The organism is Brevibacillus sp. BC25, from assembly GCF_000282075.1.
In the GTDB taxonomy this organism is placed as follows: domain Bacteria; phylum Bacillota; class Bacilli; order Brevibacillales; family Brevibacillaceae; genus Brevibacillus.
The window spans coordinates 23,091-48,064 of record NZ_AKIX01000044.1 but is presented as its reverse complement, the minus strand read 5'-3'; the positions used below and the strand labels follow the sequence as shown (position 1 = coordinate 48,064).

General features: G+C 47.7%; 12 protein-coding genes. 2 read left to right on the top strand and 10 right to left on the bottom strand.

Going from position 1 to position 24,974, the window contains the following annotated elements:
- Positions 1-7: 7 nt before the first annotated feature.
- The 3 genes from PMI05_RS13320 to PMI05_RS13310 all read right to left on the bottom strand — a co-directional run bounded on the left by PMI05_RS13320 (position 8) and on the right by PMI05_RS13310 (position 14,333).
- A complete protein-coding gene (locus PMI05_RS13320; protein ID WP_007722193.1) occupies positions 8-5,452 on the bottom strand; it encodes an RHS repeat domain-containing protein in 5,445 nt (1,814 codons plus the stop codon).
- A 62-nt stretch (positions 5,453-5,514) separates the two neighbouring features.
- A complete protein-coding gene (locus PMI05_RS13315) occupies positions 5,515-13,257 on the bottom strand; it encodes a S8 family serine peptidase (RefSeq protein WP_007722192.1) in 7,743 nt (2,580 codons plus the stop codon).
- Positions 13,258-13,436: 179 nt separating this feature from the next.
- Complete coding sequence (locus PMI05_RS13310; RefSeq protein ID WP_007722191.1) at positions 13,437-14,333, bottom strand: PhzF family phenazine biosynthesis protein; 897 nt, start codon at positions 14,331-14,333, stop codon at positions 13,437-13,439.
- A gap of 130 nt (positions 14,334-14,463) precedes the next feature.
- Here PMI05_RS13310 and PMI05_RS13305 point away from each other — a divergent pair, with 130 nt between their 5' ends.
- Both PMI05_RS13305 and PMI05_RS13300 read left to right on the top strand, forming a co-directional pair.
- Complete coding sequence (locus tag PMI05_RS13305; RefSeq protein WP_007722190.1) at positions 14,464-15,333, top strand: LysR family transcriptional regulator; 870 nt, start codon at positions 14,464-14,466, stop codon at positions 15,331-15,333.
- An 18-nt stretch (positions 15,334-15,351) separates the two neighbouring features.
- Positions 15,352-15,729: a DUF3899 domain-containing protein gene (locus PMI05_RS13300; protein WP_007722189.1), complete on the top strand. Its 378-nt coding sequence runs from the start codon at positions 15,352-15,354 to the stop codon at positions 15,727-15,729.
- 51 nt (positions 15,730-15,780) lie between these two features.
- On the opposite strand, the gene PMI05_RS13295 is transcribed toward PMI05_RS13300, so the two are convergent.
- The 7 genes from PMI05_RS13295 to PMI05_RS13265 form a co-directional block, all read right to left on the bottom strand.
- Positions 15,781-16,731 carry an ABC transporter ATP-binding protein gene (locus PMI05_RS13295; RefSeq protein WP_007722187.1) on the bottom strand — a complete coding sequence of 317 codons (951 nt, stop codon included), beginning with the start codon at positions 16,729-16,731 and terminating at the stop codon, positions 15,781-15,783.
- Complete coding sequence (locus tag PMI05_RS13290) at positions 16,728-17,750, bottom strand: ABC transporter ATP-binding protein (protein ID WP_007722185.1); 1,023 nt, start codon at positions 17,748-17,750, stop codon at positions 16,728-16,730. The genes PMI05_RS13295 and PMI05_RS13290 overlap by 4 nt, the downstream gene beginning before the upstream one ends.
- 20 nt (positions 17,751-17,770) lie before the next feature.
- Entirely contained in the window at positions 17,771-18,706 is a 936-nt protein-coding gene (locus PMI05_RS13285; protein WP_039960745.1) for an ABC transporter permease, read from the bottom strand.
- Positions 18,707-18,715: 9 nt separating this feature from the next.
- Positions 18,716-19,648, bottom strand: a complete 933-nt coding sequence (locus PMI05_RS13280) for an ABC transporter permease (protein WP_007722181.1) — start codon at positions 19,646-19,648, stop codon at positions 18,716-18,718.
- 15 nt (positions 19,649-19,663) lie between these two features.
- The gene (gene pepV, locus PMI05_RS13275; RefSeq protein ID WP_007722179.1) at positions 19,664-21,097 is read right to left on the bottom strand and encodes a dipeptidase PepV; all 1,434 of its coding nucleotides are present in this window, start codon (positions 21,095-21,097) and stop codon (positions 19,664-19,666) included.
- Positions 21,094-23,169: a sigma-54-dependent Fis family transcriptional regulator gene (locus PMI05_RS13270; RefSeq protein ID WP_007722177.1), complete on the bottom strand. Its 2,076-nt coding sequence runs from the start codon at positions 23,167-23,169 to the stop codon at positions 21,094-21,096. Before PMI05_RS13270 ends, pepV begins: the two co-directional genes overlap by 4 nt.
- A gap of 75 nt (positions 23,170-23,244) precedes the next feature.
- The gene (locus tag PMI05_RS13265; RefSeq protein ID WP_007722167.1) at positions 23,245-24,915 is read right to left on the bottom strand and encodes a peptide ABC transporter substrate-binding protein; all 1,671 of its coding nucleotides are present in this window, start codon (positions 24,913-24,915) and stop codon (positions 23,245-23,247) included.
- Positions 24,916-24,974 lie beyond the last annotated feature (59 nt).

Below are 24,974 nucleotides of genomic sequence, written 5' to 3'. Positions count from 1 at the left end.
TTCCCTCCTATGGCTTACCAGGAATTTCCCCTGGGTATGGTTTTCTTACCCCTCCTGGTGTATTGGGGTCATTAACATGAGGTGTATCTACGTATTCACCAGTTTTTTTATTATAATGGCCTGCTCCGGTGGTATCGTATCTTTCTCCAGGACTATAGGGATTTGGATTTCTAGGGTCAGATTTAAACCATCTCTGCCAATTAAGTATCTCCCCTGTTTGTGGATCACGCTTATAGGTTGAGTGTTCACCCACTGCATTGGGGTCATATTGCATGTTGTTTTTACCCTTGCCTCCACCTTTTTTAGGTGCGAATGCATTACCTGTTTCCTGAGTTAAAGCTTTACTCGTTCCGGTAGATGCCGACTTACTGGTATTTTTAATTGAACCTGCTGCCGTAACTGCTGCTGGAGCTGCCAAACCTAAATCAGGAGCATCCCCATGATTAATGCCAACCGCAGTATTAAATGTGACAATAGCTGTCGGAAGAACTTCCTCCTGTAACTTCGTTGGTACATACATTCTTACTGCATCTTCTGGTTCTATCCCCTTTTTGTATGCCTCCCTTGCAGCAACCCGTGCCCAATGCATGTACTCTTCTTCTTGTGATGTAAAGCCACCGATTCCGCCAGTTCCTTCTTCAACGACATGACCGCTCGGATCAACAAACCTCAGAGGATTATTATGCGTATACGTATACCGATTCAAGCTCAACGGATTATCCACTTGCCCCTTATACGTATCCTCCGATATAAACCGCCCTATCTTTGGATCGTAATACCGAGCACGCAAGTAGTAAAATCCGCTCTCTTTGTCATACATTTCCCCCGCATACATAAACGGGTTAGAAATCGTCTCCTTAACCTTATCCGAGATCAAGTTACCCCAAATATCATAGTCATACGTATTCAAGACGTTACCGCTCGAATCCTTGATCTTAACAACATCCCCGTGGCTGTTGTAATAGTAGGTACCCTCAAGATTCGACGCATAGTCCTTTCGCCAGATCAACTGGTTACCAAACACATTCCGTGCCTTCACTCTACCATCCTGCGTCAGTACTTCAATCACTTGCCCATTCAGATAGATGTAGTTGGTCGTATCGGTCACGCTGCCAGTCTGTTGCTTCGTCGCCCGCAGTCCACCTGGGTAATACGTGTAAGTCGTTGTCCCTTTCTCGTCCTTATACTCCTGCAAACGATTAAACAAATCATGCTTCATTTCATAGGAGCTCAAGATATTTGCCTGAGCATTGGCATACACTTGGCGGTTACCACGCTTGTCATAAGCGTATTGCTTGACATTGCCTTCGACCGATTCTTCCTTGATCCGGGAAAGCTTGTCGTACACAAACAATCCATAATTCGTACCGGAGCGCTTTTGACTGGTGATATTGCCAAACAGATCGTAGCCATTTGTCTCGTTCCAGCCGTCTGCGTGATTCAAGGCTGTTTTTTCACCAAATGAGCTGACAGATTGTTGCATCGCTGTCGGTTGTCCAGGATATGAGACTGTATTGTTTTCTCCTGTGTTACTAATATCGTACGTATACGTGGTCGTTCCGACTCCGGGTATCGCCACCGAGTTCAATCTGTTTGCGTTGTCATAGCTGTATTCAACCCTCATCGATGGAGCAGAACCAGATACCGCACTTCTAGCTGGGTATACAAGTGTATCTACCGTATCGTCGTTGTCGGAATACAGAAGCTGGTAATCCTTGCCCATCATCGTCTGGCGATTCTGGCGATGAAATCCATCATAGCCATAGCTGATGGCGTTTCCTGCGTGATTATTTTCACTCAAAAGCAGGCCAGACTGTGGATCGTACACGCGATCTTCATAGAAGGCAGCACCGGAAGAAACTTTCGTCAGTTCATGGAAAGGCGAATAGTCGTAGTTGAACATGACGCCGTTTTTGTCCTTGTAACTCTTCACAAGGCCGCTTTTATCGTAAGTGTACGTCTCTGCTCTTGTTTCTGGATTCTTCTCCGAGAGCTTCCATGCCAAACTATTGTAGGTATACTCTGCCGTAGTCGTCCCATTTTCCAGTACACTGGTGAGATTGCCTAGCGTATCGTAGCCATATACGTTTACGTTATTTTCCGGGTCCTGCAAATATACTAGATTGTCGTTATGGTCGAAGCGCATACTCCACGCTTGGGAAGTCTTGCCGTCAGAGATTTCCTTATTGGTTACTTTCCCGAATCGGTCCGTCTGGTAGGTCGTCACGCGATCGTGACTACCACTTTGGGTCGTCTCCTCTGTGCTCTCCACTCTTCCATACAAATCGCGGTAGGTGGTTACAATGAGGCCATTCGGAGAGAGAGTTTGTTCTGTCAATCGTGGCAAATATTTCGATCCATCCGAGTAAGCATTGTTTCGATGATGCTTGGTGGTTCCCAGAGAATTCGTGGTTTGGTATAGAAAACCGTCCCAGTCATACAGATACGAGGTGCTTTCCCCTTGCTTCCCGTAAGGAACCGTGCGACTAATCTCCATTCCATCTGGCGTATACTCGTTTTCTACCAAAGGACGTTTCGCACCTGTCGTGCCCACCTGCTCTTGATAGGCAGTATCTCCATATGGCGTGTAGTAGGTGATGAGTCTCGATGAATCCGGTGCAATTTTCTCCACGATGCCCGGTCCATCTGTACTCGATCCAGAAGCTTCGCCGTCCCTATAGACATACGTCATGCTTCGTTTTGCGCCTTGATTGTGAAAAGTCTCCGATAGAGGCCGTCCTAACTCGTCGTATTCGTACGTAGCCTTGCTTCCATTCGGATAGGTCTGGCTTTTGATTTGGCCTTTGTCATCGATTTCGTAGGAAAAATTCAGCACATCCGATTTTCCGCTTTCCAACTCCACACCAGCGAGTGCGATCTGCGTGGGCTGAACTCCGTATTGATCATAAGCGGTGAAGGTCTGCGTCCGTGTTTTTCCTCCGCCAAAGTTCTCCGTTATCGAATAAAGCTGTTTGTTTGTGTACTCGTAGGTCCGTTCAACCGATTGACTCTTGGGAGTATTGATTAAATTGGCAGGGAACGAGTTAATCTCCGTTTCCTTCCTGAGCAAATATTGATCGTTGTACTCAAAGGTGGTATTCGAGTAATACGGATCACCGGATGCTGTGGTTGATTGTGTTCTGGCTGCCTTTAATACGGAGAAGGTCCGGAAGCCCCATGGATTCAGCGCCACCTCATCATGTGTCCATGTGCTCATAAGCCCGTCTGGCGCAATTTGCTTGATCAGTTGTCCATAATGGTTATATTCCAAGTACGTCTCTTGTGCGTAATTGTTGATCTTGGCAGCATACTGTGCACGATTGGAAACATTCGGGTCTTTCAGGTAGTGATTGTATACGTCCAGATCATTAACGGCCGATGACGGTTCCAAGAAAACGTATTGATACGTCGGCTTTGTATTCCGACCGGAGTAGGCGTAGGTCGTGTAGGTAGTTGGATTATACTCGACCCGGTACTTCGCGCCAGATACATTCGATCCGCCTTTACTGATACCTGTCGTCTTCTCACTTCTCAGCAAGGGATTTCCGTCTTGATTGACCGTGTACCGTTTATTTCTTGTGTAACGGGATGCCTCTGATTCGGTGACATGAATGGTATCCCCATGGCGATCCGCAAAATTCTTCAATCTGGGCAGCTGTTCTTTTGGCACCTTCCATATCTCTCGGAAATTGCCGTTATCTGTATAACTCTTTTCCAGCTTATACGTGTTCGTACCGCTCGGCGTTTTCTGCGTATAGCTGTACGATACTTTATTGACAGGGTGGTAGGATACATAGCTCAAGGCATGCTTGTCTTGAAAAATCCGTACGAGTCCGTCATTGAAGGTAGTCTGACCTAATTGATAGGGGCGGTAATCGTAATTGATTTTTAGGCCTTGCAAGGGATAAAACGCTTCTTGCATGAGCAAGTAATCGATTTCCGTGCGCTTGGCTACATCGGACTCCCAAAACTTCGCTGAATCCTGTAGGGTTTGATCTGTAGGCAGCTTTTCCAGCGTATAGTTTTTGTTTAAATTGAAATAGGCAATGCCCTTCGTTTTGGGATCATGATAGGCATACCGGGACACTGTATATGCACTGCTACCGCTCCCTGCTGTCGGCAGGACTTCTACGCGAACGAGCTGATGGTAACCGCTCAACGCGAACTTTCGTTCAAAATGGTAGCGAATATGTTTTAGCACGGTGGTCTCTGTCTTGTCTTTATAAACAATCAAGTCTTGCGTGGTGTCGTTTTGCTTTCGTTTCAGCACCACATAACGACCAACACTGTCTTCAATGCTCACCGGCTCTCCTTCGCTATCTAGGTTGTACTTGATCGTGTCCCCATAAATATTGGATTTGACGACCGTTCCTCGCTTCACATCAAATTCATACTTCAGATTACGGTAATGCAGCGTGTACTTCCAATTCACGTCGTCAATCAAGAACATAATGTCTTTATATGGATAATTCACAAACTTGTTGAACCGATATTCTAAAGATGTCCCGTCCTCTAAGCTAATGTAATAACGATTCGCCGATGGATCCTTATCTACTTTGGTGGAGTAGATTTGTTGACTTGGATTTTTAGGGTCGTCCCTTACCGTTACGGCCTGCTCCCGACTGACGATATCCAATCTCGGCATATTAAAATCCCAGCCGGTTGCAAATTTCTCGTTGGCCTTCAGTGATTCATTCTTGGAAAAATCTTCATCCCAGCTTGGCACGCTGATCTTACTGCTCATGGAGTGGTATCTGCGTTTTACGTCCAGATCCAGTCCATGCTTCCCTGGCAAATAGAGATCTTGCTCTACCAAATTCGCAGCACGATATAGATCATCGACGGATTGCTCTGTTTTTGAACGAGCAAATCGAAACTCCTGATCCTTTTCGGTGTATTTTACCGGAGGAGGCGTAGTGGATTGGACCTCCATCTGCTCGTCCATTTGCTTGATTTCATTGATTTTAGAAAGAACGAGAGGGGTTAACCGCTGTAAAAGATCTTTGCTTTCTTGACTGAGATTTTCGAATTGGGAGATGATCTGCTCTGAGGAAAGGCGTTTGATTTCCTCTTGTTCTTCTGCTGTTAGTAATTGCAACAGCTCGGAATAGAAATAAGCTGCAAATTTTAACAATGCTCTGTCAAAACTACGATGAATGTCAATAACAGTGCCAGTCTCTAGCTGCGTCCATGTAAGAGAAGAAATATCCATTTCTGTGAACTCAGTCGGATTTTTTGCTTCTCCTTTGTCATTGGTGATTGGCTCGCCCATGGATTGTTGAATCTCTTCGATTGCCGTGTCAGGGGTTGCTGCTTTCTCACCAGACGTTACATGAGAGACGGACACGGGGGAGGATTCATTTGCGAACGTCGTTCCAAGCGGCAGCATCGTCGTGCATAATGCAAGGCATAGCACATAAATCATGAGTGATTTTATGGAAAAATGTTTCATAATGCCTCCGTTAGAGATATTCGTCCCCCCATGATGCGAAGGGGGGACTGCTTGAACATGAGTTAGGGTACAACCGTAATCGTTATCGTTTTAAACTGTCCGCCGTAAAACACCCTGGCCTCTGTTGTTCCAGGGTTCATCCCATGCACAACGCCTTTCACGATAAATCCAACTCTAGAATCTACCACCGAGTAAAGGCCTTGTGCTGTTACATCTAGCGTACTGCCATCCTCCAGTGTTGCTGTGACCTTAATCGGTCGCGTGCTGCCAGCTCGTACCTCCACCTTTTCCAAATCCACATGTAATACGGTTCCTTTTGGTGGAAGCGTCACTGCATGCTTGACACTTTTTAAAATATTTCCATTCTCATCATGAATGAAGGTGACGGATTCTACGCCATTTTCTTTAATCGCCTTGATCCGATTGTTTTGATCGTAAACGTACTCATAAAGAGTCCCACCAGGGAGGGGAGCAAAAACAGTAAAGGAAACACTCACCGGATAACTCTCGGTATTGGTCAATTTGATCGTGTAGCTGCCCATCCCCAGCTCATAATTGATTTCGGAAGGAGTTGGCGTCTCTTTAGGGGTTATGGCATTTCCATTGGACAGTACCGTGACAACCGGATATTTATTTGTCTGGTTTTTCAATTGTGTCATCATGCGATATTTGCCTGGAATGGTCGTATTCATGGTCATCTCTATCGTTTGACCAGGTTGAAGCGTAATTTCCTTTGGTTGATTGAAGGTAAAAGCCTCTCCCCCCGGCTTTGCCAGAAGCGTAGCGTAGAAGGAATCCTTTGCGACAATCTTTACATAATAGGTTTTTCCTGCAACAAATACGGGATTGACTCTTCCATTCGCTCCCGCCGCAATCTCCTCATGTGGCTGCAAGCTAGCCGCTTTATAGACGGATAGGGTTGCATTTGCAGGTGTGCCCGAATCGTTGTTTAACGTGAATGAATAGGTTCCATTTATTCCAGCAACGATTTTCATGTATTTCGCCTCATTTGCAGGGAAATACATCCTCACTGGGCTATTTTCAACCATTCCATTAAAATTGCCTTCTGCTGGTTTCGTTTCAACCGTAATCGAACTGCTGTAGCTGCTAATACCAGCTGAAGTATACGCCCAAAGTCTAATGGTATAAACACGTGCAGGCTGTAGACCCGTGATCGTATGGTTAGTGACGTCACCCACTTTTTTAATACCACCGCCATCGACTTGGATTCCGTAGTCAATGGCGCCTACAGATGGACTCCAATAGATTTTGAGTGAATTGGTCTCGGCCTCTGCGTTCACGATACTCGGTGCATCCGGCTTGTCTTCTACTGTTAAGCTCCCGCTGTAATAGGCCACAATCGGCTCTGTCACTTGTATATTTTCGTACGTGCCTGATCCGATTTCCCGCCCCGTCCAGTTCAGCTCCCACTGACCGGATGTTCCTGTTGTCGTGAATTTTTTGGCAGGATCAGAGAGGTCGACCTTTGCTGCAATCATTTCTCCGGAGGTAAGCTTCGTGTATGTTCCATCCAATGTAAAGGTGTCATCAAGGTCCATGACTCTCTTGGCAACAGGCGTGTAGATCACGATTTTCGGAAGTGCCTCTTCCAGTCGAACGGAATAGTTAACAGCTGGTGTCCAAGCTCCCCGGTTATCCTGCGCCTGCACTGTCCAGTAAATGGTCTGGTGCAGCATATCTTTTGTAAGCGGGAAGGAATATCTGCTAACAACCTGTCTGTTTTGGGAAGCCTCCGGGATCAACTCTTCCTTTTCACCAAGCTCGTTTCCACCTGGTGTGAAGCCTACTCGCAATTTTGTTGAAACAATTTTATCCGTGACATCATTTTCATTGAGCGTATAGTTGATGACGCCTGTAAGTCCTCTGTCCAAGGTGACAAACTCCGTACTGGATACGACAGGTGCTTGATTAGCAGCCAGAACACTGAAATTCAACTTGGCTGTGCCACCATAAACATGAACAGGCGTCTTCGGCATAATCGAGCGAATTCGAGCTTCCACTCGGGCATTCTTCTCGATCACACTTGTATCAAAAACGTAGGAACGTGCTGTACCTGTCAATTTTTCGCGGATCGTTGAGGTGACATGCCCACCTTCGCTAATATAAATGAGCAATTCCTGCGATTCAATTTTACTGGAGTGCCCACCGTAGCTTGCGTATTCCCAAGTCAGTGAAACCTTTTCTCCTTTAAAAATTTCGGTTCCATCTTTCGGAGATTTCCACTTCGCGACAACCACAATGTCTTCCTTTTCGGCTTGCGCTCTCATGTCCAAAGTGAAGTCCACTTTTTCACTGAGTGATCTTCCGGACTTTTGGTCAACTGCCCAGACACGAAGAGAGTACAAAATATCCGGTTTCAGATGATGGGTGGGCAGGTTGAACAAAAATGGTTGATGCTTTTCCGAAGCCGTAAATCTCGTCAACTCTTGTGGATCTTCATCATCCAGCTGGTACCAAATGTTTACCTGATCTCCCATATTCGGATCCATGGCAAAACCTGAGATCGCAACAACATCTTTGCCATCAACGGTAGAGATTGCTGCTCCCACAGCGGGAGAGGTCAAATAGATTTGGGGAGCCGCATTATCGTTAACGGAATTACTCATGTAAGTAATTTCAGGTGTCCATTTTAGTAAATCGCCGATGCTACTTTCTTTTTGATCCACTTGAAACAAGAGCGCATCTCCTTGCTCTACCTCTAGTTCTTCTTGAATTTCCACACCAATTTCATCGTTGAATTCAATGGCTTGCCAGCCAGTAGCCGGCCAAATTTGATCATCGTTTTTCAGCAATCGGACGTTTACCCCATCGCCCTCATCGACTTGAATTTTGGAAATCCAACCGCTGACCTGGATTTTTCCTGATCGTGGTGCTTCCCATTTGATAACAGGGTTTGTGCTGCCAACTTTTATCCATGTATTTCCGATGGCCGTATCGTGATTACTCTTCCATTCTTCTGTTTGCTTGTTCCACGTCAAATCAGCATGACGATCCCCTGACACCTCTTGATAGGACCAATTGTCCTTGCCTTGCTGATCTGAAAATTGAAGCCAATAGGTGTATTTGTCATGAATCGGTTTCACAATTGTGATCGCCTTTTCCATGCTGGTCTGTTTCCCGTCTTTTTCCGTTACCAGCACAGTCAGCTGATGCTGTCCCACGTCCAGATCATTCACTTCTAACAGATACGAAAAACCGGGTTTTACAGGGGGTGCCTCTGGGTACATTCGCAAAATATCTGGGCGATCCAGTCCATATTTCGCCTCACCCAATGCAGCCCCATCCATCAACACTTCGATTTTTTCCACTTCGCCGGAAGTCAAGAACCAGCCTGTTATGTTATAGCTTCCACTAATCTGTTCATTCTCTCCTGGAGCATCAATCGCACCTGTCGTCATCAAAGCGCCGCCCTTCACATGAACAGGCACTTGCTGGACGATGCCAGCATAAGTGACGAACAGAACGGTATTCCCTGGCGCTAGGCCCGTTATCACACCAGTTGCGTCTATTTTTGCAATGGCTGGGTCTTGAATCGCGTAGGTGACTTGGCCCGTTACGTCCTTCGTACTCTTGTCCCGATAAGATGCCACAACAGTGAGAGAAGCGGTCTTTTCTTTCTCAAGATCAATTTTGGAGAGATTGGTAGTAATCCCTGTTACGGGGCCAACTGTTAATTCTTTATCGAAGACGAGACTTTCTACTCCCTTTTTGTTGGTTACTCGTACGGTTATTTTGTGCTCGCCTTCATTGAAGCGCATTGTATCGAGCTGATACTGAAATCCTGCATTTGCGTTTTCATAGCGCGGATACAGGGCAAAAATGTCTGGGCGAGGTCCGCCATATACTGCCGTTCCTTGTAGCTGCCCATCCACCAACACTTCCATTTTGGCTACACCGTCCGGATCAAGGAGCCATCCCTGAATCGTTGTAATTCCTCCAATTTCTGCTTTGTCTATCGGAATGTCAATCTGTCCTTTTGCAACTAGTGGACCTGATTCTGTTTCCGTCACAACCACTGGAATGGTTAGGGTCTGACCTCCATAACTGACTACGATCTTAGTCGTTCCCACTTCGAGTCCTGTGACGATCCCCAGTGGACTCACATGGATCACATTGGAGTTCTCGTACGAATATACGGCTTGCACAGTAACATCACTTGGGCTTTGACCAGCTGAAGTTGCGGTAATCTGTAGCTTCTGCATCGACGATTTTGCTAAGCTGATGCCTGACTCCGTATGCTTCAAACTATCCGTCGGAGCTACTTGTCCAACCACAAAACTTTTCGCTGGCAACGGGTACTGTTTTCCTTCGCTATCCGTCACCACGACAGATACCGTATGAGGGCCAGCTTGCAACTCGGACAAATCTACCGTATAACTGAATCCTGCATGCGTATTCTTATAGTCTGGATGCAGTAAGGCAATGTCAGGACGAGCTATACCCGAATTCGCTTGTCCGACTTCTTTTCCATCAAGGAAGACCTGATAACGAGCAGGCGTAGAAGGATGCAAAAACCAGCCTGCTATCGTATACGTACCATTGATAGTCGCATCATTTGCTGGCGTTTCTATTTCGCCGATTGCCTTTAGTACCTCTGCTGCTGTAATGACGACTGGTATCTTGATACTCTGATTTCCGTACTTGATCGTGAGACTCGTATTGCCTTGCACCAGAGCCGTAACCACGCCGTCTGGACTCACTTTTGCAACAGATGGATCTTCTATGGAGTAAATGGCTAGCTTGGTCACATCCTGCTTGCTCTGATCCTCCAGCTCGGCTTTGACAGTGAGTGGATGTGTCTTTCCCTGAGAAAGCTGCAGCTCGGCGATATCTACGTGCAATCCGATTGTCGGGAGCATTTCGACCACCTGAACGGTTCTTGACCCCAGCATCGTTTGATTTCCATCCTTGGCTGTTCCACGAACAGAAATGGTATGCTTTCCTTTCTGGAAAAGGCCTGTGTCGAGGCTGTAATGAAATCCAACGTTGCTACCCGGTAAAGAAATATCGGTAATCTCTATTTCAGGACGCGGAACTCCATACGTGGCTTCACCGATTACAACACCATCCACCAATACCTCAATGCTCGAGACGCCGCTTGAAGAGATAAACCAACCCGTGATAGGGTAGACTCCGCTAATCGTCGCATTGTCGAGAGGACTGTCCAATCCCCCTTGGGACACTCCAGCAGCTGCTTTAACCGAGATCGGTATCGTTAGTACTTGTCCCTGGTAGTCGACAATAACCGTGGTCTGTCCGATCTGGAGACCTGTGATGATTCCCTGATCAGAAATGCTGGCAACCGTAGAATCATCAAGGGTGTACTTCGCTTCTCTTGTTACATCTCTGATTTGGTCATTTTGCAAAACAGCCGAAATGATAAGTTGCTGTGTATTCCCTTGTGATAGGTCGACCTTGCTTACATTTGAAGCTATACTCTTGGCTGGTTGTGCACGCTCGATGGACACGGAGCGCTCTACCAGGACTTGCTCTTTGCCTTCCTGATTCACAGCCATCACCGTAATGGTGTGCTGCCCTTCCGTTATTTGAGCCGTATCCAAAAAATACTGAAAACCAGAAGTAGCATTTTGATAAGCTGGATACGCCTGCGCAATATCAGGTCGCGGTTGCCCGTAAAGAGCTTCCCCGACTAATTTCCCATCTATATGGACCTCTATCTTTGATACACCTGCCGGATCTAAATACCAGCCTTTCATGAGAGAGATTCCCGTCATTGTGGAATGATCGGCTGGACTCTCTACTTCCCAACGCGGTATGAGTGCGATTTTTTCCTGGATCGTGACAGGAATTGTGATGGTTTGTCCTTCATAGCGAATCGTCACAATCGCTGTTCCCATTCCGGTTCCTTTTACGAAACCAGCTGGAGATACCGTTACGATACTTTCATCCGAAGAAGTGTATTCAGCTAGCATCGTGACATCTTTTAGCGTTTTATCTTCGAGAATCGTAGAAACAACGAGCTGATGCGTATTCTCGGCAGTTAGCTCTAGCTTGGAAACATCAGCATGGAGGCCCTCTACTGGCTGTTTATTGCCAATATAGAACGTATTTCCTTCGATAACCGTCTGCTCTCCATTCTTGTTTTGAATGGCAAGCGTAATCGTATGCAATCCTACGCTCATTTCTCTTGTGTCTAGGTTAAAATGAAAACCTGCGTTTCCATTTTGATACGCTGGATACTTGGCCTCAATATCAGGTCTGGGGTCACCATAGGTTGCCTCCCCAACCTTTATGCCATCAATCATGATACTGATTTGGGGCACTCCTACTGGATCTAGGTACCATCCCTTCATCTCATACGTACCAACAATTAATTCACCATTTTCTGGAGTATCAAGACCGCCACGTGGGGTCAAGGGTACATTTTCACTAACCACTACCGGGATTTCGATCGTCTTGTCTTCAAACTTTACGATCAATCGCGTCTCTCCAATGCCAGTCGCAGTCACCAGTCCTGTTTTCTTTACTGTTGCGATTTTTTCATCGTTACTGGCATAACTCGCTTCCTCAGTAATGTCTTTGGTCGTGTCATCTGTCATCTTCGCCTTGATCTTCAATGGATAGCTTTGCCCTACGGAAATAGCCAGCTCGTTACGAGAAGATTCAATCGACTGAATCCCGATAGACTCTGTATTTCCTAAATCCAAAGCTTTTTCCAGGTTCACCAGCCCTTTGCCATAAAAACGTGGCTCCCCTAGAGGTGTTGCACTCTCTACCAAAATATCCCGGACTTCATTGTTGGTTGCCTTTCCCTTCTTCGACCAAATGACTGCTGCGGCACCAGCCACGTGAGGAGCAGCTAAAGAAGTACCCGAGCGCGATTCATATCCTTTTTGAAGAGAAGTACTTAAAATATCCACACCCGGAGCCATCAGGTCCAAACCCGTTCCTACACTGGAGGAATCAGCACGCTGGTTATCCCGATCAACGGAACCTACCGACAAGGTTTCCGGATATTGTGCCGGGAACAATTGGGTATCCTCCCCCAGACCTCGATTTCCTGCTGCTGCAATGACCAGAATTCCATGCTCATTTGCCCTTTTTATTTGGTCATGCAACGCACGACTGTCCACGGAGCCACCCGCACTGATCGAGATGATATTCATGTCATTCTGGATGGCCCATTCGATTCCCTGAATCATGCTCGAATACTTTCCATGACCTTTTTCATCAAGAACTTTGATCGAATAGATTTCTGCTTCTGGCGCGACTCCTACTATTCCAAGATGATTGTCTTTTCCAGCGATCACCCCAGCCACAGCGGTACCATGACCATGGGCATCATCATAATCCGCTTCATCTTCTACATAGGAAATGCCGCCACTCACTTTCAAATCTTCATGACGTGAGATTCCGGTATCTAAAATTCCTATCTTGATATTTTTACCTAAGTAATTTTTGCTATGTGCTTGAAGTGCACCTACATGCTCGACTCCCCATGGGATATCCTGTTTTTCTGTCAGGTCGATCTCTGCTAACTCTGTGTCACTATCTTCCTCTATGTACGCGACATTTCGATCTTGAGATAATTCCTCCCTCTCGCTTTCAGTTAAGGTAGCCACCATAATTTTGGAACTGAGTTGTTGCACAGTCGTTCCTTGAATGGCGCTCCTTTTTGTTCGTTTACTGTCCTTGAAACCAATCAAGTATGTTTTGCTTTTTTCCGTTGCGTGCGCCTGCTCAGGGACCGTTTGCAAAAACAGTAAAGAGAGCAGGATAAATACGTTACAAATACTGATGGAACGGATGAATTTACTGTTCATCTCTAAGACTCCCTCCCCCATACCAGTTCAAAACCGAAAGAAAATAAGTACAGGTAAAAATATTGAAATATTCCTTAAACACACAATTCGAATTATAATGAATTCCTTATATTGGATCAATAGGAAATAAAGATAAAAAAAGACGTTCTTAGACAAGAACGCCTTTCTTTTTTCCTTATTTATCCCCTCATTTGCCCCGCAATCGTCAAATGCGCCTCACCTGCTACACGAATAACAGGCTCCTCTCCAGATCGATCAACGGTTACATACAGCTTTCCTGGTCGACCAATCGCATGTCCTTGCCCTACGACAAGCTGAGTCACTTTCCCAGCAGGCAGCCTTTCTTCCAATGCTAGGTAGCCAGCAAGTGCCCCGTTTGCAGCACCGGTTACGGGATCTTCCGCAATCCCGATCGCAGGCGCAAAATCCCTTGTATACAAGTCATAGCCTTCAGGCGCATCCCACGTAAACAAATGGGTGGTTGTGATGCCATGTTCCCTGTTCATTTCTGCTAGCGACGAGAACAATGGCTGCGCTGCATCGATTGCCTGACGGGTGCGGACTGGAATGAGTAGATGCCTATTGCCAGTGGAAGCGAGCTTCATCGGATAGCGATCGTCCAAATCAGCCGGTGTTACGCCCACGAGCTTCGCTACCTTTTCTCTGTCTAAATCAATCTCCTTCACAGAAGGCTTGATTTGGGTCATTTCCACTCGCTGTAACTGACCATCCTCCATCACCAATTGAACAGGAATCAACCCGACGTTTGTCTCAAACACGATACGGCTACCCTTTTCCAACCATCCGCGCTCTGTTGCCAATAGCCAAGCAGAACCGACTGTCGCATGGCCGCAGAAATCGATCTCAAGCGAAGGAGAAAAGTAGCGAATACGAAAATCTGCTTCTGGATGATCGGACGGCATCAAAAAGGCAGACTCAGGAAGATTCAACTCATTGGCAATTTTCTGCATTTGTTGTAAAGTCAAAGTACCTGCTTCCGGGATGACACCTGCAGGATTGCCTGCAAACGGCTCTCTCGTAAAGGCGTCCACATGGTATACGCTCACATGATTCATGGTTGTTTCTCTCCTTTTGTTAAACGAATGCTTCTCTTGCTTTTCATCTTAAAGTGATGCAACCGCGCTGTAAAATGAAGCTTTCGCATACCAACCATGATAAAAACTTCATGATAGGAGGAGGAGCTCCATGACTTTGTTTCAAATGGAAGTCCTTGTGGCTGTCACGAACGCTGGCAATTTCACGCGAGCGGGAGAACAAATCGGATTGAGCCAGTCGGGAGTGAGTCATACCATCGGCGCACTGGAGAAGGAACTTGGCATTTCCTTGTTCATTCGAAATCGCAGCGGTGTTAAGCTGACCACAGCTGGCGAAAAAATCGTCGCCTCTGCCCGGACTATCTTGGAGAACGTCTCGCTGATTAAACAGGTGGCTGCCGAATCAAACGAGCATTTGGAAGCAACGCTCCGGATTGCTTCTTTTCCCAGCGTAACCTCCGAGCTCCTGCCAAAATTGCTAAAGGCGATGCAGAGTCACTATCCGTATATGCAAACAAAGCTATATGAAGGAAGCTATCAAGAAATAAAAGAGTGGGTTCGCTCAGGGGTTGTCGATGTCGGTTTTCATGTGTGGCCCGATGAAGAGCTAGAGGGAATCCTACTAACGACAGACGCCCTGCATGCTGTCGTTCCAGCCAATCATCCTCTGGCAAAAGAGCGCTCTCTTACCTTGGAGCACTTAGCCCACGAATCGTTTCTCATGCCCATGGCGGGTTGTCACTTGTTAATTGGCGCGGAGTTTGCCAAGGCTGGACTTACGCCGAATGTTTCCTATGAAATCGCCGACAATACAACGATACTGGCCATGGTAGAAAGCGGTGTTGGGGTGACAGTCGTTCCGGCAATGACTCTACCAACGCAATTACCCGATGTCGCTGTCATAGAAATCACGCCGCCTCTCTCACGGCAAATCGGCTTGGCTGTACGCTCGCTTCGTGAAGCCTCACCTGCCGTTCAAGCTTTTTTGCGGGAAGCAGAGCGCATTGCACCCACACTATAAAAAGGACGTGCTTCTTCGTTGAAAAAATGGCTCATTCTACTACTTGCTCTCTCTGTGATTAGCAGTGTGATTTTAGGAATTACCATTCAAGCTGGTATGTTGGTACCATTGATTAACCAGAGCTTTTTAATCGGTCTTTTCCTATTGATCGTTGGGAGTATTGCCGTCGTTACCCGCTCTGGATTTTTCACTATTTTTCTGCGTGGATTCAAACAGCTAAAAGGGATGTTCTTTCGCAAGCCGCGCATGTTGGACAGTGATATCGTTCAGGCAAACGATCCAGCCTTCGCGGAAAAAAAGGAGCTCTTCGTACAAACCGGGACGTCACTGCTGCTCACGTCTGGCACCAGCTTGATCGTTTTCTCGATTGTTCTTACCTGTTTCTACTATTTATAATTGCACAAGAATGGGCTGTCCCACCGATTGGGAACAGCCCTTCTTCTACTCTTACGACTCTATCAAATGACATGCCACCCAATGTCCAGGTTGCGCCTCCTGCCACCTCGGCACTTCTTCCGCACAACGAGGTTGTACGAGTGGGCAGCGTGTGCGAAAACCGCAACCACTCGGCTTGTTGGCTGGACTCGGCAAATCTCCCTGCAAAACGATACGCTCTCGCTTCACCGTCGGGTCAGGCACTGGCACAGAAGAAAGCAAAGCCTGCGTATAGGGGTGCAACGGACGAGCGTACAGCTCATAGCTCGATGCAAGCTCAACCATTTTTCCCAAATACATGACGCCAATCCGGTTGGAAATATGTTTGACCATGGACAGATCATGCGCGATGAACAAATAGGTCAATCCGCGATCATGCTGCAAGTCCTCCAATAAATTGACGACTTGCGCTTGAATCGAGACGTCGAGTGCGGAGATCGGCTCATCGGCAATGATAAATTCCGGTTCTACTGCCAACGCCCGCGCGATTCCGATCCGTTGTCGCTGTCCCCCACTGAATTCATGCGGAAAACGCTGCGCATGATCCTTATGCAAGCCAACTAGATGGAGGAGTTCCGCCACACGCTCTTGTCTCATTCCTCGATTCAAATGGTGAATGTCCAAGCCCTCTGCAATGATATCCTCCACGGTCATACGCGGGTTCAGACTTGCTTGCGGGTCCTGGAAAATCATCTGGGCATCCCGATTGAACTGCCCCGCTTCTTTTCCCCGAAGCTGATGAACATTCTTCCCTTTGTACAACACTTCGCCATCTGTATGGTCATACAGGCGAATAATGGTCCGACCTAGCGTAGACTTCCCGCAGCCACTTTCGCCGACCAGACCGAATGTCTCCCCTTTGTTGATCGTAAACGAAACACCATCGACTGCTTTCAAATCAAATCCCGTTCCAAACGAAAAATACTTCTTCAAATCGCGAACATCAAGCAACGCTTCTGTCATACTCCCTGCCTCCCTGCTGCCACCAGCTCCTCTATTCGCGGTGCCCGTGGATCGTGGAGCCAGCAAGCTGCCTGATGTCCACGCCCGAATTCGCTCGTCACGGGCATCTGCTGTTCGCATATCTCCATCGCAAAATCACAGCGGGCAGCAAACGGACAGCCGACTGGCGGATTGAACAAATCTGGAGGGCTGCCTTCGATGGGAATCAGCCGTTGCTTTTCGCCTTCATCCAGACGAGGGAGGGAGCGCATCAGTCCCCATGTATACGGGTGACGAGGATTCGCAAAAACGTCCTCAACCGTCCCTGTCTCAACTACCATCCCCGCATACATGACAACCATGCGATGAGCGATCTCGGCTACGACTCCCAAATCATGCGTAATAATCACGACCGATAACTCCTGTTCTTCTTGCAGTCGCCTGAGCAAATCCAAAATTTGCGCCTGAATCGTCACATCCAGTGCTGTCGTCGGCTCATCAGCAATCACCAGCTTGGGTTGGCAAGCAAGAGCAATCGCAATGACCACACGCTGACGCATCCCTCCGCTGAATTGGTGCGGGTACTGATCGATTCGCTTTTCCGGATCGGGAATTCCTACGAGTGAAAGCATCTCTATCGCTCTCTTTCGTGCTTCCTCTCTCGATACTTGGTGACTGCGAACGAACCCCTCTACGATTTGTGTACCTACCTTCATCGTCGGATTGAGCGCTGTCATCGGGTCTTGAAACACCATACCGATCTGCGTTCCGCGAATACCCAGTAGTTCTTTCTTGGGCAGATGACTGATTTGGGCTCCTTCAAATACAACCTTTCCCCCGACGATTTTTCCAGGTGGATTAGGGATCAATCCCATAATCGCTTGAGCCGTAACACTCTTGCCACATCCACTCTCTCCAACGATGGCAACTGTCTCCCCCTTGTCCACGTAAAAGGACACTCCCCGCACGGCTTGTACCTCGCCACCATACGTCTTGAAATTCACCCGCAAGTTATCGATTGTCAGCAAATGCTGATTCATCCTCATTCCCCCTGTCGTCTCTAATCGCGTAGACGCGGATCAAGCGCATCCTGCAAACCGTCGCCGAATACGTTGAAGGCGAACATCGTCAGCGAGATCATCAATGCTGGGAAAAACAGTCGCCACCAATCACCCGTCAAAATAACGCCCAAGCCATCGTTTGTCATCGTCCCCCAACTGGCGACGGGAGCTTGTACACCAAGTCCAAGAAAGCTGAGAAAAGATTCCGCAAAAATCGCCGATGGAATCGTAAAGGTCAAATTGACGATAATGACGCCAAATGTGTTGGGAATCAGATGCTTTAGCAAAATTCGTGAAAACTTCGCTCCCAGTACTTGGGCAGCCAGAATGAACTCTTGATTTTTCAATTGCAGGATTTGTCCGCGCACCAACCGCGCCATGCCGACCCAACCAGTAGCAGACAGAGCAATAATAATCGTCAGCATTCCTGGCTCCATCACGACCATGAGCAAAATGACGACCAGCAAATACGGCAGCCCATACAAAACCTCGATAATGCGCATGATGATCGTATCGATGCGATCCCCTCGTTTGCCTCGTCCTGCCATATAGCCTGCAATTCCCCCGACTGTCACTCCGATGACCAGGTCGATTAATGCCGCGACAATGCCAATCGTCAAAGAAATCCTCGCCCCATACCACGTACGGGCAAACATGTCTCGTCCCAGCTCATCCGTACCGAACCAATGCTCTGCGGAGATTTCCTGATTTTTGGTCAGCAAGCTCTGGTCGGAATAACTATACGGCACGAGGTTCGGTCCAATGATCGCCATGCCAACCAAAGCGAGAATAATGAAAAGGCCGAGCATAGCCAGCTTGTTTTTTAGCAGTTTCCGAATGACCTGCTGCCCATTGCTGAGACTGGGTCGTGCAATGACATTTGCCTGCGTATTTTTCGCCAACGGGCGAAATAACGGGTCCACTTTGTGCTCCATCACCACAGTTTATCTCTCCTTGTTGGTCAGCTTGATCCGCGGGTCAATCAGGGTGTATGCGATATCAATCAGGAAAATGGTAAAAATCAGAATCGCACTGTAAAAAATAGTGGTACCCAAAATGACCGGATAGTCACGGTTGAATATGCCGTCTACGAAATACTTGCCAATGCCGGGAATCGCAAAGATTTTCTCCACGACAAAGGTACCCGTTATCAAACTGGCAATCAAAGGTCCGAGAAAGGTGACCACAGGCAGTATCGCATTGCGAATTCCATGTCTGACGACGATGACAAACATGGGAATCCCCTTTGCCTCTGCTGTTCGAATGTAGTTCTGGTTCATGACTTCAATCATACTGGCACGCATGTAGCGGGTAATGACCGCAACCGGACCAAAGGCGAGCGCCAGTGACGGAAGTATCGTATGCATCCAGGTACCCCATGTCGCAACGGGAAAGAGCGGCAGCTTGATCGCGAAAAAATTGATCAAAAGCGGTGCCATAATGAAGCTCGGGATCGCTACCCCCAATACAGCAAGCGCCATGGCAACGTAGTCCAGCCATTTGTTGCGATTGAGCGCTGCGATGATACCCAATGATATTCCGAAAAGGAGTGCGATCCCGATCGCTTGCACACCCAACCACGCAGATGCAGCAAAGCCATCGGAAATCATGTCATTGACTCCACGAGAGTCTGATTTGATGGATGGGCCCAAGTCGAGCATTAACAGATTTTTCAGATACAAAACATATTGAACAGGCAACGGCTCGTCCAAGTTGTATTTGGCGCGTAAATTATTGAGAATTTGCTCTGGCAGCTGATCCGACTCGGATGCAAACGGATTCCCCGGAATGGCATGCATCAAGGCAAACGTCAGCGTCACGATAATCCACAGGGTGACGAACATCATCAAAACACGTTTTACCAGATAGTTTGACATAGAAGTCCTCCTCGTTTACTTAGCCAGCTCGTAAATGGCATGCGCGTATATCGCCATGGCACGCAGCAGGTCGTCAATCTCGGCATATTCATCAGTCAGATGGGCCATTGATTCCTTGCCTGGAAAGAGCGGGCCGAAAGCAACACCATACGGCATGATTTTGGCGTAGGTAGCTCCTCCTGAGGAAAGAAGGGTCGCTGGTTCTCCCGTGTGCTCCTCGTACACGCGCGACAAGGTTTGGATCACAGGATGATCTTTGGGTACATAATGCGACTTGGATGTCCGCAAAGCGGAAATCGTCCAGCCCAGCTCTGCAGTCCTTTGCTTCAATTTCTCAACGTATTCCTCGCAGGAGACAGTCGCCGGATAGCGTATATTGAGCCGAACTGTCCCCCCTTCGCTGGAATCGTAACGCAAAATCCCCGCGTTGACCGTCAGCTTTCCTGACACTTCATCCTCGCAAGCCATATATAGATGGTGAGCAAAATAATCTTCATGCAGGACATCAGCCAACATCGTAAGAAAGGACGAACAGGAGCCACCAAACGGATACAATCGCAAAAAAGTAGCCAACAAGGTTCCTGCATTTACGCCTTGGAATGGTGCCATCCCATGAGCCGGCTTTCCTGCGAGCGTGAATTGCAATTGTCCCAGCCCTACCAGTTCCATACGACCAGTTGTGTGGTTTTCATTCAGAAACATTTCCCACTCTTCCGCCAATCGAGAAAGGACGACCTCCTGCCGTGCCAGGGAGTCCAGTCGTACAAGAGCGACTGCTTTTTCGGGAACACTGTTGCCTTGATCACCGGAGACAAATGACGCTAGCTGCCATGCTCCATTTCGTTCGATTGGTCCCTTCGCTGGAATCGTCAATGTCGGGTTGATTTGTCCCTTTTCAGCATGTGTCATCGGGAAGGAGGAGTCAGGTGAAAAGCCAATCGGCGGTATACGATCATGCTGGGCAAAATGCTTCATGCACAACCATCCGCTCTCTTCATCTGTTCCGATGATCATTCGCACGCGTTTGGTCAGTGGCAAGCCTGAATCCTTGACCAGCTTCAACGCATAGTAAGCAGCCAGTGCTGGGCCTTTGTCGTCAATCGCTCCCCGCGCATAGATTCGACCGTCGCGAATGCTCGGTTCAAAAGGCAGGGTCGTCCAACCTTCTCCCACAGTAACAACATCGATATGCACGAGCACACCGATCTCTTCTTCCCCGTCGCCGAGCTCGATTGTCCCTGCGTAACCAGCCAGGTTTTTGGTCTGGAAGCCATCCAGCTCACCGCGTGCGAGCATTGCTTCAAGTGCCGCGGCAACACCTTCGCCAAATGGCTTTCCTTCTTTTGCCGTCGTCATGTCTTCGATACTGTTAATGGAAAGAAAGGATTTCAAATCATCCAGGTACTGCTCTCTTTGCAGAAGCGCTAGCTGTCTCCAGTAATCGCTCATATGCGTTCCCCTGCTTTCATCCGATGTAGATAGGCAAGAAACGATTCACCTTTCGAGGAAATCTGACTCCCTTGTCTTCCTTTTCCCACTTGAATCAGCTCATCCTGCTGCATAAGCTTCAGGCGATAGCGCAGCTGTTGCAACGTAACCGAGTGACCTCTTTCTTGCAACTGCGCAAGTAGCGTATAGCGTCCACCGCTTCCTTGCCCCAGCTCCTGCAAAATAGCGGTGATTTCATCCAGAAATCCTCGTTTTTTATATTCAGTGACGATGCTTTCACATTCGTTGTTTAGACCATCTACAGGCAACGGCGCTTCCGGTATTTCCCGCAGAAAGGGCAAATGATACGGATACGCTTCATCCTCTACAACGTGTGCTAAATACTCGATCACATTTTCGAGCTCGCGAATATTTCCAGGCCAATCGTACTCATGGAGCGCCCGCATGGCTTCATTGGTCAACGTAAACGGTGGGCGGCGCAAATCATAGGAGTATTTCTTCATAAATTGATGAGCTAACCACGGGATATCCTCCCGTCTGTTTCGTAGCGGCGGCAAATGAATCGGCAAGATATTCAGGCGATAATACAAATCAGCACGGAAGGCACCTTCCGTAATCATCCGCTGCAAATCTTGATTCGTTGCTGCGATGACGCGAATATCTGTCGGGATGATCTTGCTGCCGCCTACGCGCATAATCTGGCGTTCTTGTAATACACGCAGCAGTCGGTTTTGAATAGCCGCGCTGGCATCTCCGATCTCATCAAGAAATATGGTTCCTTTGTGGGCCAATTCAAACCAGCCGATATGCCCACCTTTACGCGCACCGGTAAAAGCTCCTTCTTCATAGCCGAACAGCTCGCTTTCCAAAAGAGATTCCGATATGGCAGCGAAGTTGACCCCAACAAACGGCTCTCTTCGACGTGGCGAAGCATTGTGGATAGCCTGGGCGAGCAATTCCTTCCCTGTCCCTGTTTCTCCCAGCAACAGCACAGTGGAGTTGCTTCTTGCGATTTTGCGGGCAATCTGAATGACTTTTTGTACAGGCACGCTCTCCCCATAGAAATCATCAAATTGGTATTTGGCTACCAATCCTTTGCTGTAAAGGCGCATGCGATAATCATGCTCCAGCTTTTCAATTTCAGCAGCCTGGCGAAACAAAAGCAGACTCCCGAGAAAGCTTCCTTCCATGACGATGTGCATTTTGCGGAAAAAGTAGGTTTTGTTCGCCCAATCTACCAAAACATCCTTGTTCTCTTCACACTGCCGGATCAACTGATAAAAATTCGCAGGCAAGCAAATAGACGCCCGTTCACCGACGACTTCATTCCCTTCCATCTGCAACGTATCGATTGCTTTCTGATTGACAAAACGGATGTTTTCTTTTTCATCCATGGCAATCACCGCGTCCTCGATCCGATTGACGATGGCCTCCAAATATTTGCTCAACAGATGCGCATGCTGAATCTCGTTGTTCAGCTCTTTGGTGATATCGACCAACGATTGCATGGCGCGTGCGGTCACCTTTTGAAAATTGCCGTATTTAAAATGAGAGTAGATGGCAAGCCACGTAGATAAATCGATGATCCGATACCCGATATCGACAACTTTGCGAATATGCGTCGGGACATGCTCTGCTTCTCCTGGCGTTACCGCAATCTCGATGTCAGGGGGATAGTCAGCACCTGGATAATAAGGATATAGTTCAAAATCCATCCCTGAGGCACGCAGCAATTCCACATTTTCTTCAGCAGTCTCCTTGGTGTCACTGACGAGAAGTACTTTCACGCCTTTCGGGATTTCCAGCATGCCGCGCAAGTTATGGTACGGCAGCATTCGCTTGGCAATGATGATGCTGGATTCTTTCGGCACATATGGTTGTACAAGTGGGACGATGCTTTTGGTAGATACAATGACGAGGGCACCAGGCGTGATCGGGCGTAGCGGAAGCTGGTCGACTCGCATCGCCTCGACATGGATATCATCGCCGATTCCCAATTCATGATATTGACTAACGACGGACTGTAGAAACTCATCCATTCTCGCAATAAATATGATCGATTTTTTGTCCATATCAGCCGCTCCAAGATGTAAAGTGAAGACAAGAACGTTTCGAATATTCGCTCTTGTCTTCACTTATTTTACTTATTATTTATTGCCGATTTCTACCCATTTGTAGTCAATCGTGCCGACTGGATGGCGAATGATGCCTTTTATGTTTGGTTGCTCCATAAACACTTTTGTCCCGAAATAGATAGGTACGAGCGGCATATCATCCATGAAAATTTTCTCTGCGTCATGCATGAGCTTGAAGCGCTCTGTTTCGTCGGCAGTGTTGCGAATCTTCTCGACCAGTGCGTCATACTCTTTGTTGCTGTAGTTGACACGGTTTCCAGGATGGTCAGTCACGAACAGCTCAAGGTAATTGACCGGGTCTCCGTAGTCGGCAGGGATCGTCGAGCGGGAGAATTGTAGAGTGCGGGCACGCTGTTCAGCCAGGAATACTTTCCACTCTTTGTTTTCCAGCTTCACATCTACCCCGAGATTTTTCTTGTACATTTCCTGCAAAACTTGCGCGATGGCCTTGTGCGCATCACTGGTGTTATACGTCATGCTGACAGGCGGGAGGGTTGTCCAACCTTCTTCTTCCATCCCTTTTTTCAGCAGTGCTTTTGCTTGCTCTACATCGTTATCCTTGAAGAAATCCCCGCCCTTTGTGCGGAAATCCGCTCCGTCTGGCTCCGGGAAGCCCAATGGCACGTGTGCCATAGCAGGGGTTTGTTTCCCTTGCACGACATTGTCGATCAAAGTCTTGCGATCGATGGCCAGCGCAAATGCTTTCCGAATGTTGGCGTTAGTAAATGGAGGCATTGTGGTGTTCATCCGGTAGTAGTAGATGGACGCTTCCGTCTCTACCTTTGCTTCTCCAGAATCAATCAACTGTTTCTTCATATCGTTGGGAACAGTCTGGATCATGTCGAGCTGACCTGTTTTGTACATTTGGAATTGCGTATTTTCGTCGTTGACCATGACAAACTCGATTCCCGCATATTTGATCGAATCACGGTCCCAGTAGCCCTCGTTTTTCACGAGCTTCACTGATTGGTCATGAACCCAATCTTCCATTTTGAACGGTCCATTCGTCACGATGCTTTCAGCGCCTTCCGCCCATTTCAGATTGCTCTCCACGACTTTTTTATTCACCGGGAAGAAGGTCGGCTGCGTCAGAATGTGGAGGAAGTAACCTGTTGGCGCCTTCAGCTTTACCTCAAACGTCTTCTCGTCTACGGCTTTTACCTGTACGCCGTCTGCATTTCCTGTTCCTTTGTTGAACGCTTCTGCTCCATCGATGTAATAGGCGAGGAAAGCAGACGGGAATGCATTGTTCGGATCGACAATGCGCTTAAACGCAAACTCGAAATCCTGCGCTGTCACTGGTTCACCATTCGACCATTTGCTATCGCGCAGTGTAAAGGTATATGTTTTCCCATCCTCACTCACTGCCCATTTCTCGGCCATGGCTGCTTGCGGCTTATGATCCTTGTCCAGTCGGACCAAGCCTTCCATTGTGGCATTCAAGACTTCGTTGGAAGTACTGTCAAAGCCCTTTGGCGGATCGAGGGAAGGTGGCTCGGTCTTCAGGTTGAGCTTTAGTTTTGCAGCGACATTTGCTTGTCCATCTGTATCTGTGGACGATTGACCTGCTGTCCCTCCCCCTGCTGGCTGTGTAGGCGTTGCCGACTGGCTACAACCTGTAATGGCAAGAACAGTGACAAGTGCAGCGGTACTAAGCAGCTTCCATCCTTTTCGCATGTTCATTGCATGTGACCCCCTTTTCTTTTTTAAACAACAATGAGCCTTTGTTGCTTTATGAATAA